Below are 16,411 nucleotides of genomic sequence, written 5' to 3'. Positions count from 1 at the left end.
TGGTATCACTGACCGTTGCGGCTTGATCTACTTCAGTAGCCGTGGTCGAAGATTCCCTGCTGATGCCAGCGTTGCAGCTGGGCCAGCACCCGGGTCTCTCGCGCCGTCCACTGGGGACAGGGCCCCGCCAGCTGGGTCTTGTTGGTCTGCAGCGCTTCGTCGAGGGCAAACCAGCCGGGCACGAAGCCAAGGCGGATCTCGTAGGGCTGCGGCTGCGGGGCCACCAGCTGATCGCCAATCCGGCACAAGTAGTAGAGCGAGCGGATGCAGTAGGCATCGAACCCCGGCTCGCGGGCGGCGCGATATTCACGGGTCTCGCCAAGCAGGCCCCCCACTTCCCGCAGCTCGGCACCGCACTCCTCCAGCAGCTCGCGAGCGAGCGCCACATGGTGGCTCTCCCCCGCTTCAATGCCGCCCCCGGGGAACATAAGATCGCCGTTGACCCGGGAGTGAACGAGCAGCAGCTCGTCGCCACGGGGCACCACGGCACGCACAGTGAGGCGCTCCAGGGTGCGGCCATCGGTACGTACCTCGCCATGAACGAAAGAGAGATCGAACGGATTGGGCCAGCAGCTGGCCGGAGAGAGCGTCGTCATCACTGTATCAGGGCCGGTAGTTGCCATGCTTTAGCTGCTCGACAATTTCAGCCGCCCGCACATCGTAGCCATCCTGCTCTGTCTTGCTCAGGGTGTGGTAGATGCCAAAACGTTTGGCTGAGACCTCGGGGCTATCCTGAAACGACTCGCTCACCTTGCCCCACAGATAGGCCAGCCCGTACTGTTTCTGGCCCATATAGAGGGTGCTGAGGGAGGTGAACATGCGGCTGTTCACCTTGTCCCCCTCCTGATAGAGGGAGAGACCGTGCTGCAGGGTGGCAATGGCCTTTTCGGGGTCGCTCTTGGCGTAGATACCGCCGAGCGCCAGTTGCAGCTCGGGTTCATCCAGCGCCTTGGTGCCTTCCAGCGCCATAAACTGCTGACGAGCCAACTCGTTGGTGTTGTTGGTCCAGTGCCAGAGCAGCAGGTAGGGATCTTGTGAATTGCGGGTCGCCGCATCGAGCTGGGCCAACTGATCCCCGGCCGCCAGCATGCCCTCGACCCGTGGACTCTTCTGCTCGCGGGCATTCTTGTACTCGATGTTGGTGGAGCGCTCGGCACATTTGAGATAGCGCTCAAGGTTGCGCATCAGCTCGTACTTGCGCCGATCCGTCCCCTCCTCCTTGAGATAGAAGCGACTGCGGATCACATCGGTACGCTCGTAGCGGCACCAGCCATCGTCCACCAGATCCTGACAGAGCTCGGCATGGTTGCTGCAGATGTTGTGGATCCGGTCGTCATTGCAGCCAGCCACGGCAAGGCCGACTGAAAGCATGATGAAGGTCTGTCGCAGGGGGAAATTGGCCATGGTTCACATCTTGTTGGTAACGCGGGTTGGTAACAACTGGCGCCTTTACGGGCCACCTCCGGCTAGCAAACCGGTTACATATCCATTACAATGCGCGCGCCATATAAGGCCGCGATTGCAGAATAATATAACGAAATATACACCCCTACACTGATCTGCATTCGACGAATTTTCTATTTACACCAACAACGTGAAATAAAGGATCTGGTCAATGACCCACGAGCACTACTTGCAAGCGTGGCAGGAGAGCCAGGAGCTCGCCGAAGCCATGCAGCCCTTGATTGGTCGCCTCTACCGACAACAAGGGGTCGAGATCACCCTCTACGGCCGCCCGCTGCAAAACGCCTCCACCATCGATATCCTCAAGGCCCACCGGGTCGTCCGCCGCCACCAAGGCGCGCCCCTCCCCATCCAGCAAAGCTTCCCCCTGCTTCAGGCCATCGTTGCCCTCAAACCCACCGCCGCCGAGGTTGACCTTGGCAAGCTGGCAGTCGGCTACTGGCAGGATCATCAGGATGAAGCGGGGATCGAGGACTATCTGCAAGCGCGACTGGCACCGGCCCTTGGCCGCAGCCAGATGCCGCAGCCGACCGACGTGGTGCTCTACGGCTTTGGCCGCATCGGCCGCCTGCTGGCCCGCCTGCTGATCGAGCGCACCGGCGCTGCCAATCCGCTGCGCCTGCGCGCCATCGTGGTACGCGGTGGTCGCGAGGGGGATCTGGAGAAACGCGCCAGCCTGCTGCGCCGCGACTCGGTGCACGGTCCCTTCAATGGCTCCATCGAGGTGGATGTGGAGCGCAGCGCCATCATCGCCAACGGCACCTTCATTCAGGTGATCTACGCCAATAGCCCGGCCGACATCGACTACACCGCTTACGGTATTCACGATGCGCTGATCGTCGACAACACCGGCGTCTGGCGTGACGAGGCAGGCCTCTCCGAGCACTTGAAGGCGCGCGGTGCCGGCAAGGTGCTGCTGACTGCCCCCGGCAAAGGGGAGATGAAAAACGTGGTGTTCGGGGTCAACCATGAGGTGATAGGCCCGGGTGACAGGATCATCTCCGCCGCCTCCTGTACCACCAACGCCATCACCCCGGTGCTCAAAGTAATGCAGGAGCGGTTCGGCATCCGCCACGGCCACGTGGAGACGGTCCACTCCTACACCAACGATCAGAACCTCATCGACAACTACCACAAAGGCGAGCGCCGCGGTCGCAGCGCCGCCCTCAACATGGTGATGACCAGCACAGGCGCCGCCAAGGCGGTGGCCAAGGCGCTGCCCGAGCTCAAGGGCAAGCTGACCGGCAACGCCATCCGGGTGCCGACCCCCAACGTCTCGCTGGCGATTATCAATCTGTCGCTGGAGCAGGCCACCGATCGGGAGAGCCTCAACGCCTATCTGCAACAGATGGCGCTAAGCTCGGCCCTCCATCGCCAGATCGACTTCAGCGCCAGCACCGAGCTGGTCTCCTCCGACATGGTAGGTTCCCGTTATGCGGGCATCGTCGACTCCCAGGCGACCATCGCCGAGGGGGATCACTGTGTGCTCTACGTATGGTATGACAACGAGTTCGGGTACAGTTGTCAGGTAGTGCGGGTGATGGAGCAGATGGCTGGCGTAGCCCGCCAGGATCTGCCGGGCTGACCCCGAAGTTTATGGCTCAATAGTTCAAGGAGAGGCCGGATGTCGTTTCAACAGGGTGAGTTTTTACAAGCTATCAGGCAGATGCCACAAGAGGTGTACGAGCGGCTCAAGACCGCAGTCGAGCTGGGCAAGTGGCCCGATGGCAAGCCCCTGACCGACGAGCAGAAGGCCACCTCCCTGCAAGCCGTGATGGCCTGGCAGGCGATGCATCTCGACAACCCCGAGCACATGAACATCGGTCGTGACGGCGAGATTGTGATGAAGAGCAAGAGCGAGCTCAAGCGTCAGTATCGCGACGAGGAAGAGATAGTGCGGGTCGACCTCAACCACTGAACCTGATCCGGCAGTCCACCAACTGCGGCCGCAACTAGAGAGGGGAGCCATAATGGCTCCCCTCTTTTTCCACTCTCCCCATGGTAGGGAGGTCAGAAGCTGTTCACGACCTGTAGCGAGAAGACGTCAGCAAGGTGAAGAGCAGCGCAGGAACCGGAGTGTATACGCATACATGAGCACTCTTGGTCACAAACAAGCGAGCAGCACATGAGCCTTGATCACGGCTTCGCAGTAAGGTCGCGGACAGTTTCTCAGGGCGTCAGCTCCCCACGCAGGGACTGCTGCATCAACTCGCGAATGCGGTGGGAGGGCAAGTCCTGGCTCAGCAGGAAGTGCAGCTTGGTGAGCGCCGCTTCGGCGGTCATGTCAAAGCCCGAGATCACCCCGGCCCGCGACAGGGCGTTGCCGGTAGCATAGCCCCCCATATTGACCTTGCCGTGCAGGCACTGGCTCAGGTTGACGATGATGACGCCGCGGGCCGAAGCCTCGGAGAGCAGCGCCAGCATGGCCGGGTTCTGCGGCGCATTGCCGACCCCGAACGACAGCAGGATCAGCGCCTTCACCGGCTGTTGCAGGATGTTGGCGATCACCTCGCTGGAGATCCCCGGATAGAGGGTCACCACGCCGATGGGCTGGGGGGTGATGTCGTGCAACACCAGCGGCCGCGCGGAGGACACGCCCAACTCGCCCGCTTCCAGCGAGATGGCGATCCCGGCATTGAGCAGCGGCGGATAGTTGGGGGAGTCGAAGGCGTGGAAGCCATCGGCGTGCACCTTCTTGCTACGGTTGCCGCGATAGAGCTGGTTATTGAAGAACAGCGTCACCTCGTGGATCGGGTAGTTGGCCGCGATATAGAGGGCGTTGAGCAGGTTCTGCTGACCGTCGGAGCGCAACTCGGCCAGCGGGATCTGGGAACCGGTGATGATGACCGGCTTGTGCAGATCTTCCAGCATGAAGGAGAGCGCCGAGGCGGTGAACGACATGGTGTCGGTGCCATGCAGGATCACGAAACCATCGTATTTCTCGTAGTTGTCGCGAATATCCTCGGCGATACGCTGCCAGTCCGCCGGGGTCATGTCGGAGGAGTCGATGAGGGGCGCATATTCGTGGATATGGTAATCCGGCATCTCGGGGCGGTGAAACTCGGGCATCCGCGCCAGACAGTCTTCCATAAAGCCCGCCATCGGCACGTAGCCGTGATCGGAACGCTGCATCCCAATGGTGCCGCCTGTGTAGGCAATGTAGATAGACTTCTTCACACCCTCTCCTCTTGATGAAGTGAACACCGCCAAAACATGAACCATGTCGGAGTGAACCACAATGTCAACGCCCGCCAGCGCCTCTGCGTGCAGCGGAAACCGGCGAATTATAGAGACTGGCGCCCCAAATGACAGCCGTTCCATGCACCCTTTTCGGCTTTTCTGCCCTCTACCCACATAGTGTTAAATGTCACAATAAACCACTAAAACGAGCATTAATACGACAAAGATGGAATTAAACGATGCTTTTTGCTACAATCCGCCGGATTTTACTAAAATCTCATCTGGATGCCTGAGCATTTCAGGCCCGCACAAGCCCCATCTTTCCTGGGGCGGGGAGATGTTTCCCCTTCTTTGCTGGCACATAAGCCACACTGTTTTCATCCCGGCTGAATCTGTAAGTCTTTTGCTATGAAAGACACAGCCAATCAACATGGGAGTACTGAATGTTACAACTTGATTCCTACGCAACGCTGGTCGCTGCCACTCTGGTATTGCTGCTTGGCCGGGTGTTGGTTACCCGAGTCGGGCTGCTGCGTACCTTCAACATCCCCAAACCGGTAGCCGGCGGCCTGGTGGTCGCGCTGGTACTGCTGCTGCTGCGCTCCACCCTGCAGATGGAGCTGCAATTTGATACCAGCCTGCAAACCCCGCTGATGCTGGCCTTCTTCGCCTCCATCGGTCTCTCCGCCGATCTCGCCAGCCTGAAACGCGGCGGCAAGGCGGTGGTTACCTTCCTGATGGTGGTCACCGGCCTGCTGCTGGTGCAGAACAGTCTGGGTGTCGGTCTGGCGACCCTGCTCGGTCTGGATCCCCACATGGGGCTGCTGGCCGGCTCCATCACTCTCTCCGGCGGCCACGGCACCGGTGCTGCCTGGAGTGCCACCTTCTCCGAGAAGTACGGCGTGCAATCCGCCGCTGAGCTCGCCATCGCCTGTGCCACCTTCGGTCTGGTGCTGGGCGGCCTGATTGGCGGCCCGGTCGCCCGCTATCTGGTGAAGAAAGTGCAGGTGCCCGGTGAGGAGCACAATCAGGATGAGGCCCCCCAGGGCTTCGAAATGCCGGATATGGAGCGCCCCCTCACCACTTTCAGCGTTATCGAAACGCTGGCATTGATCGCCATCAGCCTCAAGGGTGGCGAGCTGCTCTCTGCTTCCCTCAAAGGGGGCGCCTTCGAGCTGCCGATCTTTGTCTGCGTGCTGTTTGTCGGCGTGCTGCTGCGCAACGTCCTGACCCTGCTGAACTGGCATGAGGTGAGCGATCGCGAGGTCTCCCTGCTGGGCAACGTCAGCCTGTCGCTGTTCCTCGCCATGGCACTGATGAGCCTGAAATTGTGGGATCTGGCCAGCCTGGCCCTGCCCATCTTCATTCTGCTGGCCGCCCAGACAGTGGCGATGGCGCTCTACGCCATCTTCGTCACCTTCCGGGTGATGGGCAAAAATTACGATGCGGCCGTGCTGGCGGCAGGTCACTGCGGCTTTGGCCTGGGGGCCACCCCGACCGCGATTGCCAACATGCAGGCCATTACCCAGCGCTTCGGTCCCTCCCACCTGGCGTTTCTGGTGGTGCCCATGGTGGGCGCCTTCTTTATCGACATCATCAACGCCATGGTGATCAAGCTGTTTATGGCGATGCCGTTCCTGTAATTCCCTTTCAGTCAGACGTATATGAGCAGAGCCCACCTTTCGGTGGGCTCTTTGTTTGTTCTCTACTCGCCAACTGACGCAGGCAGAGCCGGGGCTCGCATCCGCCACCAAGGTGGCCCGCGAGCAACTCAGAAAACCCGGAATCCCCACATCCCGCACTCCTCCAAACAACAAAAAGCCCCGCACTCGACAGAGGGCGGGGCTTGTTTATCTCAGCCGGAACAGACCGGGACGTGCACCTTACAGGATAAAGGTCGACACCTGCTGGTTCAGGTCAGCAGCACGCCCTTTAAGGCTGTGTGCCTGATCCAGATCGCGCATGGCAGCGGCGGTGATCTCGTCACTCACATCCTTGATGGCGGTGGTGTTCTGGGTGATCTCGCCGGTCACCTGGGTCTGCTCCTCGGCAGCAGTGGCGATCTGACCCGCCATGTCGGAGATGAGGGAGATGGCGCTGGTGATCTCTTCCAGCGCACGCACCGCCTGATCGGCATCCTGCACGCTGTTGTCCGCCAGCCCCTGACTGGTCTGCATCAGGCTCACCGCGCGGGCAGTGGTCTGTTGCAGGGTCTCGATGGTGGACTGGATCTGCTGGGTGGAGTCCTGAGTACGGCGCGACAGCACCCGCACCTCGTCAGCGACCACCGCAAAACCACGCCCCTGCTCACCGGCGCGAGCCGCTTCGATGGCCGCGTTCAACGCCAGCAGGTTGGTCTGCTCGGCAATCCCCTGAATGGTGGAGAGAATGCTGGTGATCGCCTGCGCGTGGCGGCTCAGCTCACCGATCACCTCGGTCGCCTGCCCCACCTCTTCAGCCAGACCATTGATGGACTGGCGGGTCTTGTTGACCAGCATCTTGCCCTGCTCACTGCTCTGGGCAGATTGCTGGGCAGCGGCGGCGGTGTTCTCGGCGTTGCCGGCGATCTCCATGGTGGCGCTCGCCATCTCGGTGACCGCCGTGGCGACCATGGTCACCTCCTGCTGCTGACGCTGCAGCTCGTCCACCGCGGCCTGGTTGGTCACCAGACTGCGCTCGGCATCGGCGTTCAGCTCGTTGGCCAGCTGACGGATATTGCCGATCAGCTGATGCTGGCTGCCGACGAAACGGTTGAAGCTGTTGGCCAGTTGGCCCACTTCGTCGTTGGCGTCGATCTTGATGCGCTGGGTCAGATCGCCGTTACCATCGGCAATGCGAGCCAGTGCCTGGGATACCTTGGTGAGCGGGCCAAGCAGCATGCTGACCAGCCAGGAGATAGCGAGGATGCTACCCACCAGCACCAGTAGCGCCATCCCCAGCTGGGTCATCAGCAGGGAGGAGAGCGGCGCTTCCAGCGCGGCCTTGTCCAGCACCAGTACCAGTTCCCAGTCTGTGTCGGGGATATCAACCGCCCACAGCAGCTTGTCGCGACCTTCGTTGTCGAAATAGGCCGGAACCAGATCCTTGCTCGCCTTGCTCTGCTCGATCAGCGCATTGGTCAGATCGTTGTCGATCTCGCTGGCCGGTTTCATCGCCTTGGCGGCATCCTTGTAGGCGATGATGGTGCCATCCTTGTGCATCATGATGGCGAAACCGTCGGCAGGCAGCTGCATCTTGGTCACGTCTTCCACCAGCGAGGCAATGGAGAGGTCACCACCGACGACCCCGCCAGAAACCGGCTGGGCCAGGGTCACCACCATGATGTTGTAAGCCACATCGAGATAGGGTTTGGTGACAATCAGGCCACCTTTGCTCATCGCCTCCTGATACCAGCCACGGGAGCGCGGGTCGTAGCCATCGCGGTTGATGGAGGGATCGGAGTCATTCATCTTGCCGCTGCTCTCACCGAAATAGGTGAGCTGGAAACGGCCGGAAACTTGTGCCTGTTGCAAGGCATTCAGGGGTTCGGCACCGGCTTTGTTGCCGAGCGCCTGGATCACGTCGCGACGGGCGGCGAGCCAGTCGCTGACACGCTCGGCTTGCTGGGTACCCAGCCGTTGCAACTGCTCCTGGCTGCCTTGCAGCAACAGGGACTTCTGGCTGCTATAGCTCTGCCAGGAGAGCAACAAAATCACCAACGAAAGGGCGATCACCACTGACAACAGTATCTTCTGCTTGAGTGACAGGTTTTTCATCATGTGTTCTTCTTATTGAGGTGAGGAGCGGGTTTTTCCCTAAATTGCACAACACTACACGTAGTCATTAGCGACCCGAATGGCCAAAACTGAACCTGAAAATGGGTCGGCGGGCGATATTTTCTACCGAGGTGGAGAAAAGTGCACCAGAAATTGACGGCATGAGCCGCACAAGCCAAGGCAACCCTGTTTATTCCTTCCACAATTGGCTAGAATATCCCGTTTTTAAATCACATCGACCCTGAGAGTTTTCACGATGTTCGAAGTTAATCCCGTATTAAATAAACTTAAGGAGCTGTCTGAGCGGACCGAGCTTCTTAGGGGGTACCTTTGACTATGACGCCAAGAAAGAGCGTCTAGAAGAGGTCAACGCCGAGCTGGAACAGCCGGACGTATGGAATGAACCCGAGCGCGCACAGGCGCTGGGCAAAGAGCGCGTTGCGCTGGAAAACGTGGTCGGCACCATCGACACCCTGACCCAGGGCGTGGATGACGTCGAGATGCTGGTGAGCCTGGCCGTGGAAGGGGAAGACGAAGAGACCTTCAACGAAGCCATCGCCGAATCCGAACAGCTGGAAGCCAAGCTGGTGGATCTCGAGTTCCACCGCATGTTCTCCGGTCAGCACGACGGCTCCGACTGCTATATCGACATCCAGTCCGGCTCCGGTGGTACCGAAGCGCAGGATTGGGCCAACATGGTACTGCGCATGTACCTGCGCTGGGGCGATGCCCACGGCTACAAGCCCGAGCTGATTGAATGCTCCGAAGGCGACGTGGCCGGTATCAAATCCGCCACCATCAAGTTCACCGGCGAATATGCGTTCGGCTGGCTGCGTACCGAAACCGGCGTACACCGTCTGGTTCGCAAGTCCCCGTTCGATTCCGGTGGCCGCCGTCACACCTCCTTCTGTTCTGTGTTCGTCTACCCCGAGATCGATGACGATATCGATATCGAGATCAACCCGGCGGATCTGCGGATCGACGTCTACCGTGCCTCCGGTGCCGGTGGTCAGCACGTTAACCGAACCGAATCCGCGGTGCGTATTACCCACGTTCCGACCGGTGTCGTGGTACAGTGCCAGAACGACCGTTCCCAGCACAAAAACAAAGACCAGTGTATGAAGCAGCTGAAAGCCAAGCTCTACGAGCTGGAAATTCAGAAGCAGAACGCTGAGAAACAAGCCCTGGAAGAGACCAAGTCTGATATCGGTTGGGGCAGCCAGATCCGTTCCTATGTGCTGGATGACTCCCGTATCAAGGATCTGCGCACCGGCGTCGAAACCCGTAATACCCAATCGGTGCTCGACGGTGACTTGGACAAGTTTATCGAAGCCAGCCTGAAATCAGGTCTGTAAACAAGCAGGAATCACCATGTCTGAACAAACCATCACTCCGGAAGTCGACCAAACTCTCGAACTCAACAACGAGATGACCGAGCGTCGTTCCAAGCTGGCCGCCCTGCGCGCCCAGGGTAATCCTTTCCCCAACGACTTCCGTCGCGACAGCCTCTCTGGCGATCTGCACGCAGAGTTCGACGACAAAAGCGCCGAGGAGCTGACGAGCCTGGGTAAACGGGTGAAGATTGCCGGTCGCATCATGACCCGCCGGATCATGGGCAAGGCTTCTTTCGCCACCCTGCAGGACATGGCCGGCAAGATCCAGGTCTACGTCACCCGTGACGACCTGCCGGAAGGTTTCTACAACGAGCAGTTCAAGAAGTGGGATCTGGGCGACATCGTGGGTGTCGAAGGTACCCTGTTCAAGACCCAGACCGGTGAGCTCTCCGTTCACGTTTCCGATATCCGCCTGCTGACCAAGGCGCTGCGTCCGCTGCCCGAGAAGCACAAAGGCCTGACCGACCAGGAAGCTCGCTGCCGCCAGCGCTACCTGGATCTGATCGCCAACGAAGAGTCCCGCAAGACCTTCATGATCCGCACCCAGGTGGTTGCCGGTATCCGTAAATTCTTCAATGAAAAGCGCTTCATGGAAGTGGAAACCCCGATGATGCAAGTCATCCCGGGTGGTGCCTCCGCGCGTCCGTTCGTCACTCACCACAATGCGCTGGACATCGACATGTACCTGCGTATCGCTCCGGAGCTCTATCTGAAGCGTCTGGTGGTCGGTGGTTTCGAGCGTGTCTACGAGATCAACCGCAACTTCCGTAACGAAGGTATCTCGGTGCGTCACAACCCCGAGTTCACCATGATCGAGTTCTACATGGCCTACGCCGACTACATCGATCTGATGGACCTGACCGAAGAGCTGCTGCGCACCCTGGCGCAGGACATCCTGGGCGACACCAAGATCCGTTACGCCAAAGAGGGCGAAGAGGGCCTGACCATCGATTTCGGTCAGCCGTTCCAGCGCCTCACCATGGTCGAGTCCATCCTGAAGTTCAACCCGGATGTAACTCTGGACGATCTGGCTACCCTCGAGAGCGCCAAGGCCGTTGCCAAGCGTCTGCACATCGAGCTGATGAAGGGTTGGGAGCTGGGCCACGTGATCACCGCGATCTTCGAAGAGACCGTGGAGCACATGCTGCTGCAACCGACCTTCATCACCGAGTACCCGGCTGCCGTTTCTCCGCTGGCTCGTCGCAACGACGTGAACCCGGACGTAACCGACCGCTTCGAATTCTTCATCGGTGGCCGCGAGCTGGCCAACGGCTTCTCCGAGCTGAACGATGCAGAAGACCAGGCCAAGCGCTTCCAGGATCAGGTTGATCAGAAAGAAGCAGGCGACGACGAAGCCATGTTCTACGACGCCGACTTTGTCACCGCACTGGAACACGGCCTGCCGCCGACTGCCGGTCAGGGCATCGGTATCGACCGTCTGGTAATGCTGTTCACCAACAGCCACACCATCCGTGACGTCATTCTGTTCCCGGCCTTACGTCCACAAAAGTAAGATCCGCAGAAATAAGGCCCACAGAAGTCAGCTAAATCCCTTGGGTCAATCCCGAGCGTGATAGCCAATAAACACGCCCCGCAACTGCGGGGCGTTTTTCTATCTCCTTTACCGCAAAATCACTTTCAAAATTCAATAATGGAATAAAGAAGATATTTTTATTCTTTGTTGTTATCCAACACGCCCTTTAATCTGGCCAAAAATCAGACCATGGAAGACGCGTGTGATGCAATTGAAGGATTCCCCATTCAACCTCTCCCCCTCTCTGACGAGCAGCAACGTCAGCTGGGTCAGGTACTCTCGACCCTCAATACCCAGCAACTGGCCTGGGTGAGCGGATATCTCTACGGCCTCTCCCAGACCGGTCAGCAGAGCGTTGCAGCCAGCGCCGCCGTGGCTGTGCCCAGCGGCAGCCTGACCATTCTCTACGGCTCCCAGACTGGCAACGCCAAAGGGGTCGCCACTGCCATCAAGGCGCAGGCCGAGGCCCGCGGCCTCCCCGTCACCCTTTCGTCGATGGCCGACTACAAACCCAAGCAGCTCAAGAAAGAGAGTCACCTGCTGGTGGTAGTGAGCACTTACGGGGAGGGTGAACCGCCGGAGAGCGCCGTCGATCTGTTCGAGCAGCTTAAAAAAGGCAAGATTGGCAAGCTGGACGGGCTCAAGTTCGCCGTGCTGGGGCTGGGTGACAGCTCCTACGAATTTTTCTGCCAGACCGGCAAAGATTTTGACGACTTCCTCGCCAAAGCAGGGGCCGAGCGGATTTATGAGCTCGCGAGCCTCGATGTGGATTATCAGGATGCGGCCAAGAGTTGGGGCGAACAGGCACTCAACGCCATCACCGCAACCCTCTCTACCGGAGCGGCCAGCAACAGCGTAGCCAGCGCGGTGCAGCAGGCGGTTGGCCACAGCCAATACAGCAAGGAGAACCCCTTCCCTGCCAGCCTGTCGGTCAATCAGAAGATCACCGGCCGGGATTCCACCAAGGATATCCGCCATATCGAGATCAATCTGGCCGACTCCGGCCTCACCTATCAGCCGGGGGATGCCCTCGGTGTCTGGTTCGACAACGATGCAGAACTGGTTAATGAAGTGCTGGCCCTGACCGGCCTCTCCGGCGATGAAGCCACGGCCCACGGCTCCCTGCGCGCCGCATTGTCCAGTCACTTCGAACTGACCCGGCTGCACGGCGGCTTTATCACAGGACTCGCTGACATATCGGACAACGCAGCGCTGAAAGACCTGGCAGGCGACAAGGCCCAGGTCAATGCACTGGTGGCCTCCGCTCAGGTGGTGGATGTACTGAAACGCTTCCCCACCGCGCTCACGGCCGAGCAGCTGGTCAGCCTGCTGCGACCCCTCACCCCGCGCCTCTACTCCATCGCCTCCGCCCAGAGCGAAGTGGAAGAGGAGGTGCACCTGACCGTCGGCGTGGTGCGCTACCCGCAGGAAGATGGCACAGTGCGCTCTGGCGCCGCCTCCTCCTATCTGGCGGATCGGCTGATTGAGGATGGCGAGGTACGGGTATTCGTCGAGCACAACGACAACTTCCGCCTGCCGCAAAACCCCGACACCCCCGTCATCATGGTGGGCCCGGGCACCGGCATCGCCCCGTTCCGCGCCTTTATGCAGGAGCGGGAAGCTCAGGGCGCGGAAGGCAAGAACTGGCTCTTCTTCGGCAACCCCCACTTTACCCAGGATTTCCTCTATCAGGTGGAGTGGCAGCGTTATGTGAAATCGGGGCTGCTGTCGAAGATCTCGCTAGCCTTCAGCCGGGATCAGGCCAACAAGATTTATGTGCAGGACCGTCTGCGCGAGGCAGGGCTTGAGCTCTATCAGTGGCTGGAAGCAGGTGCTCACTTCTATGTGTGTGGTGACGCCAACAAGATGGCCAAGGATGTACAGGAGGCCCTGCTGGAAGTGATTGCCGAACACGGCCACAAGAGCCGTGAGGAAGCAGAAGAGTATTTGAGCGAATTGCGTCGTGCCAAACGTTATCAAAGGGATGTCTATTGATGAGCAAACAACCTCTTTCTCACCCAAAAGCGGGACCGGTCGAAGGGCCGCTGGCCGACAACGAGCGCCTCAAGCGCGAGAGCAACTTCCTGCGCGGCACCATAGAGCAAGATCTGCAGGACCCGCTCACCGGCGGCTTTAACGGCGACAACTTCCAGCTGATCCGCTTTCACGGCATGTACCAGCAGGATGACCGCGACATCCGCCCGGAGCGCGCCGCCCAGAAGCTGGAGCCGCTGCACAACGTCATGCTGCGTGCCCGCCTACCGGGTGGGATCATCACCCCGGCCCAGTGGCAGATCATCGACAAGTTCGCCGAAGAGCACAGCCTCTACGGCAGCATCCGTCTGACCACCCGTCAGACCTTCCAGTTCCACGGGGTATTGAAGCGCGACATCAAGCTGATGCACCAGACCCTCAACAGCACCGGCATCGACAGCATAGCCACAGCCGGCGACGTGAACCGCAACGTACTCTGCACCAGCAATCCGGTGGAGTCCGAGCTGCATCAGGAGGCCTACGAGTGGGCCAAGAAGATATCCGAACACCTGCTGCCCAAGACCCGCGCCTACGTGGAAATCTGGCTGGACGGTGAAAAACTGGGGCAGGACGAGGAGCCGATCCTGGGCTCCAACTACCTGCCGCGCAAATTCAAGACCACTGTGGTGATCCCGCCTCACAACGATGTGGATATCCACGCCAACGACCTCAACTTCGTGGCGATTGCCGAAGGTGGCAAGCTGGTGGGCTTCAACGTGCTGGTGGGCGGGGGTCTGGCCATGACCCACGGCGACACCAGCACCTACCCGCGCAAGGCGAGCGACTTTGGCTTTATTCCGCTCTCTCACGTGCTGGAGGTGGCGGCCGCCGTCGTCAGCACCCAGCGCGACTGGGGCAACCGGGTCAACCGCAAGAACGCCAAGACCAAGTACACCCTTGAGCGCGTCGGCGTCGAAGCCTTCAAGGCCGAGGTGGAGAGCCGCGCCGGCATCCAGTTCGGGCCGGTTCGCCCCTATGAGTTCACCAGCCGTGGCGATCGCTTCGGTTGGGTCGAGGGGATCGACGGCAAGCACCACCTCACCCTGTTTATCGAGAATGGCCGCCTGCTGGACTTCCCGGGCAAGCCGCTCAAAACTGGCATGCTGGAGATCGCCAGGGTGCATCAGGGGGATTTTCGCCTGACCGCCAACCAGAACCTGATCATCGCCGGGGTACCTGCCAGCGAGAAAGCCCGCATCGAAGGGCTGGCGCGCCAATATGGCCTGCTGGATGACGGCGTGAGCGAGCAGCGCAAGCAGTCCATGGCTTGTGTGGCCCTGCCCACCTGCCCGCTGGCGATGGCCGAGGCGGAGCGCATGCTGCCGGCGTTTGTCACCGACATCGAGGGCTTGCTCACCAAACATGGGCTGGCAGATGACGCCATCATCTTCCGGGTCACCGGCTGCCCCAACGGCTGTGGCCGCGCCATGCTGGCGGAAGTAGGTCTGGTGGGCAAGGCGCCTGGCCGCTACAACCTTCATCTGGGGGGCAACCTGGAGGGCACCCGCATTCCGCGCCTGCACCTCGAGAACATTACCGAGCCGCAGATCCTGGCCGAACTGGACGCGCTGATCGGCCGCTGGGCCAAAGAGCGCAATCAGGGTGAGTGCTTCGGCGACTTCGTGATCCGGGTTGGGGTGATTGCCCCCGTTATCGACTCTGCGAGGGACTTCTATGCCGCTTAATCTGCCGCTTAATGTCACTGAAGATGGCCGCCTTGACCTGCAGGCACTGCTGGCCCTCGGCCGTGAGGAGCAAGTCGAGGCACTCGCGCCCCTCAACCGGGAGCTGGATACCATGAGTGCCCCCGAGCGGGTGCGCTGGGCTCTGGCAAATCTGCCGGGGGAGCATGTGCTGTCATCCAGCTTCGGCATTCAGGCGGCGCTGATGCTCCATCTGGTGAGCCACGAGCGGGCCGACGTGCCGGTAGTGCTGACCGATACCGGTTATCTGTTCCCGGAGACCTACCGTTTCATCGACGAGCTGACCGAGCGCCTCGCGCTCAACCTGAAGATCTACCGGGCCGAGCTCAGCCCTGCCTGGCAGGAGGCTCGCTTCGGTCTCCTGTGGGAGCAGGGGGTGGAGGGGATCACCCGCTACAACCAGCTCAACAAGGTGGAGCCGATGGACCGCGCCCTGCGCGAGCTGGGGGCCCAGACCTGGTTCTCCGGCCTGCGCCGGGAGCAGTCCGGCAGCCGTGGCAAGCTGCCGGTGCTCGGCATCCAGCGCGGCCGCTTCAAGTTCCTGCCGGTGATCGACTGGAGCAACAAGGACGTCTTCTACTACTTCAAGGAGTTCGACCTCCCCTACCATCCGCTGTGGGAACAGGGTTATCTCTCGGTGGGCGATGTCCACACCACCGCCAAGTGGGAGCCGGGCATGAGCGAGGAGCAGACACGTTTCTTCGGCCTCAAGCGCGAGTGCGGTTTGCACGAGGAAAATGGCGAGAACGACGGCTCAGGCATCTAATCCAGTCTTGAAATCCATCAGAACAACAAGGGCATCCGAAGATGCCCTTGTTGTTATTTGCCCATTAGCATTCGCCCGTCAGCGGCGCTGCCAGGTCTCGAAGCTATAGGGATGCGGGTTCTTCTCATCGGCAGGGTGGCTCTCGCACGCAATGCGTTGCCACTGGCCATCGTCAAAAGCAGGGAAACGGGTATCTCCCTCCACCGTCAGATCGATTTGCGTCAGATAGAGACAATCCGCACTCGGCAACATCTCGGCATAGAGATGACCACCACCGATCACCATCAACTCCCCCACCGAGCTACCTGCCAAAAGAGCCAGCGCCGCCTCGACGGAGCCCACCACCTCAATGCCCTCGGCCTGATAGCCGGGATTGCGGCTGATCACCAGATTGCGCCGTCCGGGCAGCGGTCGTCCGATGGATTCGAAGGTTTTGCGCCCCATCAATACCGGTTTACCGAGGGTGACACGCTTGAAGTGAGCCAGATCGGCAGGCAGATGCCAGGGCATCTGGTTGTCCTTGCCGATCACCCTGTCGTGGGCCATGGCGGCAATCATGGAAATCTTCATGGGGCCTCTCA

The 16,411-nt window shown here is 60.2% G+C and carries 12 protein-coding genes and 1 pseudogene; 8 read left to right on the top strand and 5 right to left on the bottom strand.

The window, feature by feature from the left end:
• Positions 1 to 32: 32 nt before the first annotated feature.
• Both ACTG2T_RS14445 and ACTG2T_RS14440 read right to left on the bottom strand, forming a co-directional pair.
• Entirely contained in the window at positions 33 to 596 is a 564-nt protein-coding gene (locus tag ACTG2T_RS14445) for an NUDIX domain-containing protein (protein ID WP_058059287.1), read from the bottom strand.
• 7 nt (positions 597 to 603) lie between these two features.
• Positions 604 to 1,404: a DUF2989 domain-containing protein gene (locus ACTG2T_RS14440; RefSeq protein ID WP_058057173.1), complete on the bottom strand. Its 801-nt coding sequence runs from the start codon at positions 1,402 to 1,404 to the stop codon at positions 604 to 606.
• A 211-nt stretch (positions 1,405 to 1,615) separates the two neighbouring features.
• Here ACTG2T_RS14440 and ACTG2T_RS14435 point away from each other — a divergent pair, with 211 nt between their 5' ends.
• On the top strand, positions 1,616 to 3,049 hold the full coding sequence (locus tag ACTG2T_RS14435; RefSeq protein WP_330125256.1) for a glyceraldehyde-3-phosphate dehydrogenase: 1,434 nt from the start codon (positions 1,616 to 1,618) through the stop codon (positions 3,047 to 3,049).
• Between the two features lie 39 nt (positions 3,050 to 3,088).
• A complete protein-coding gene (locus ACTG2T_RS14430; RefSeq protein ID WP_042061025.1) occupies positions 3,089 to 3,382 on the top strand; it encodes a YeaC family protein in 294 nt (97 codons plus the stop codon).
• Positions 3,383 to 3,633: 251 nt separating this feature from the next.
• On the opposite strand, the gene ansA is transcribed toward ACTG2T_RS14430, so the two are convergent.
• Complete coding sequence (gene ansA, locus ACTG2T_RS14425) at positions 3,634 to 4,641, bottom strand: asparaginase (protein WP_021229726.1); 1,008 nt, start codon at positions 4,639 to 4,641, stop codon at positions 3,634 to 3,636.
• A gap of 446 nt (positions 4,642 to 5,087) precedes the next feature.
• Here ansA and gltS point away from each other — a divergent pair, with 446 nt between their 5' ends.
• Complete coding sequence (gene gltS, locus ACTG2T_RS14420) at positions 5,088 to 6,287, top strand: sodium/glutamate symporter (protein ID WP_005348115.1); 1,200 nt, start codon at positions 5,088 to 5,090, stop codon at positions 6,285 to 6,287.
• A 240-nt stretch (positions 6,288 to 6,527) separates the two neighbouring features.
• Here gltS and ACTG2T_RS14415 read toward each other — a convergent pair whose 3' ends face one another.
• Positions 6,528 to 8,399, bottom strand: coding sequence for a methyl-accepting chemotaxis protein (locus ACTG2T_RS14415; protein WP_330125267.1), 1,872 nt, complete (start codon positions 8,397 to 8,399; stop codon positions 6,528 to 6,530).
• A gap of 256 nt (positions 8,400 to 8,655) precedes the next feature.
• Between ACTG2T_RS14415 and prfB the strand changes: the two genes are divergently transcribed.
• The 5 genes and pseudogenes from prfB to ACTG2T_RS14390 all read left to right on the top strand — a co-directional run bounded on the left by prfB (position 8,656) and on the right by ACTG2T_RS14390 (position 15,830).
• Positions 8,656 to 9,754, top strand: a protein-coding gene (prfB, locus tag ACTG2T_RS14410; protein WP_330125257.1) for a peptide chain release factor 2 whose coding sequence is annotated in 2 segments (ribosomal slippage) — positions 8,656 to 8,730 and positions 8,732 to 9,754 — 1,098 coding nt in all. Because the reading frame shifts where the segments join, the coding sequence is not laid out codon by codon here.
• A gap of 16 nt (positions 9,755 to 9,770) precedes the next feature.
• Positions 9,771 to 11,306: a lysine--tRNA ligase gene (gene lysS, locus ACTG2T_RS14405; protein ID WP_005335201.1), complete on the top strand. Its 1,536-nt coding sequence runs from the start codon at positions 9,771 to 9,773 to the stop codon at positions 11,304 to 11,306.
• A gap of 226 nt (positions 11,307 to 11,532) precedes the next feature.
• A pseudogene (locus tag ACTG2T_RS14400) lies at positions 11,533 to 13,322 on the top strand (assimilatory sulfite reductase (NADPH) flavoprotein subunit).
• Positions 13,322 to 15,046, top strand: a complete 1,725-nt coding sequence (gene cysI, locus ACTG2T_RS14395; protein WP_330125258.1) for an assimilatory sulfite reductase (NADPH) hemoprotein subunit — start codon at positions 13,322 to 13,324, stop codon at positions 15,044 to 15,046. The pseudogene ACTG2T_RS14400 and the gene cysI overlap by 1 nt, the downstream one beginning before the upstream one ends.
• Complete coding sequence (locus ACTG2T_RS14390; protein WP_330125259.1) at positions 15,036 to 15,830, top strand: phosphoadenylyl-sulfate reductase; 795 nt, start codon at positions 15,036 to 15,038, stop codon at positions 15,828 to 15,830. Before cysI ends, ACTG2T_RS14390 begins: the two co-directional genes overlap by 11 nt.
• Before the next feature lie 78 nt (positions 15,831 to 15,908).
• On the opposite strand, the gene folA is transcribed toward ACTG2T_RS14390, so the two are convergent.
• The gene (gene folA, locus ACTG2T_RS14385; protein WP_330125260.1) at positions 15,909 to 16,400 is read right to left on the bottom strand and encodes a type 3 dihydrofolate reductase; all 492 of its coding nucleotides are present in this window, start codon (positions 16,398 to 16,400) and stop codon (positions 15,909 to 15,911) included.
• Positions 16,401 to 16,411 lie beyond the last annotated feature (11 nt).

It is taken from the genome of Aeromonas sp. 75A, assembly GCF_051919425.1.
Classification (GTDB): Bacteria; Pseudomonadota; Gammaproteobacteria; order Enterobacterales; family Aeromonadaceae; genus Aeromonas; species Aeromonas veronii.
Note: the sequence above shows the minus strand (reverse complement) of the source record. Positions and strands in the feature narration are given on the sequence as shown.

What these genes read in the sequence shown, in the direction of transcription:
- cysI (WP_330125258.1), top strand. Translation starts at nt 13,322, where the DNA reads ATGAGCAAACAACCTCTTTCTCACCCAAAAGCGGGACCGGTCGAAGGG.
- ACTG2T_RS14445 (WP_058059287.1), bottom strand. Translation starts at nt 596, where the DNA reads ATGACGACGCTCTCTCCGGCCAGCTGCTGGCCCAATCCGTTCGATCTC.
- ACTG2T_RS14440 (WP_058057173.1), bottom strand. Translation starts at nt 1,404, where the DNA reads ATGGCCAATTTCCCCCTGCGACAGACCTTCATCATGCTTTCAGTCGGC.
- ACTG2T_RS14390 (WP_330125259.1), top strand. Translation starts at nt 15,036, where the DNA reads ATGCCGCTTAATCTGCCGCTTAATGTCACTGAAGATGGCCGCCTTGAC.
- ACTG2T_RS14415 (WP_330125267.1), bottom strand. Translation starts at nt 8,399, where the DNA reads ATGAAAAACCTGTCACTCAAGCAGAAGATACTGTTGTCAGTGGTGATC.
- ACTG2T_RS14430 (WP_042061025.1), top strand. Translation starts at nt 3,089, where the DNA reads ATGTCGTTTCAACAGGGTGAGTTTTTACAAGCTATCAGGCAGATGCCA.
- ACTG2T_RS14435 (WP_330125256.1), top strand. Translation starts at nt 1,616, where the DNA reads ATGACCCACGAGCACTACTTGCAAGCGTGGCAGGAGAGCCAGGAGCTC.
- lysS (WP_005335201.1), top strand. Translation starts at nt 9,771, where the DNA reads ATGTCTGAACAAACCATCACTCCGGAAGTCGACCAAACTCTCGAACTC.
- gltS (WP_005348115.1), top strand. Translation starts at nt 5,088, where the DNA reads ATGTTACAACTTGATTCCTACGCAACGCTGGTCGCTGCCACTCTGGTA.
- folA (WP_330125260.1), bottom strand. Translation starts at nt 16,400, where the DNA reads ATGAAGATTTCCATGATTGCCGCCATGGCCCACGACAGGGTGATCGGC.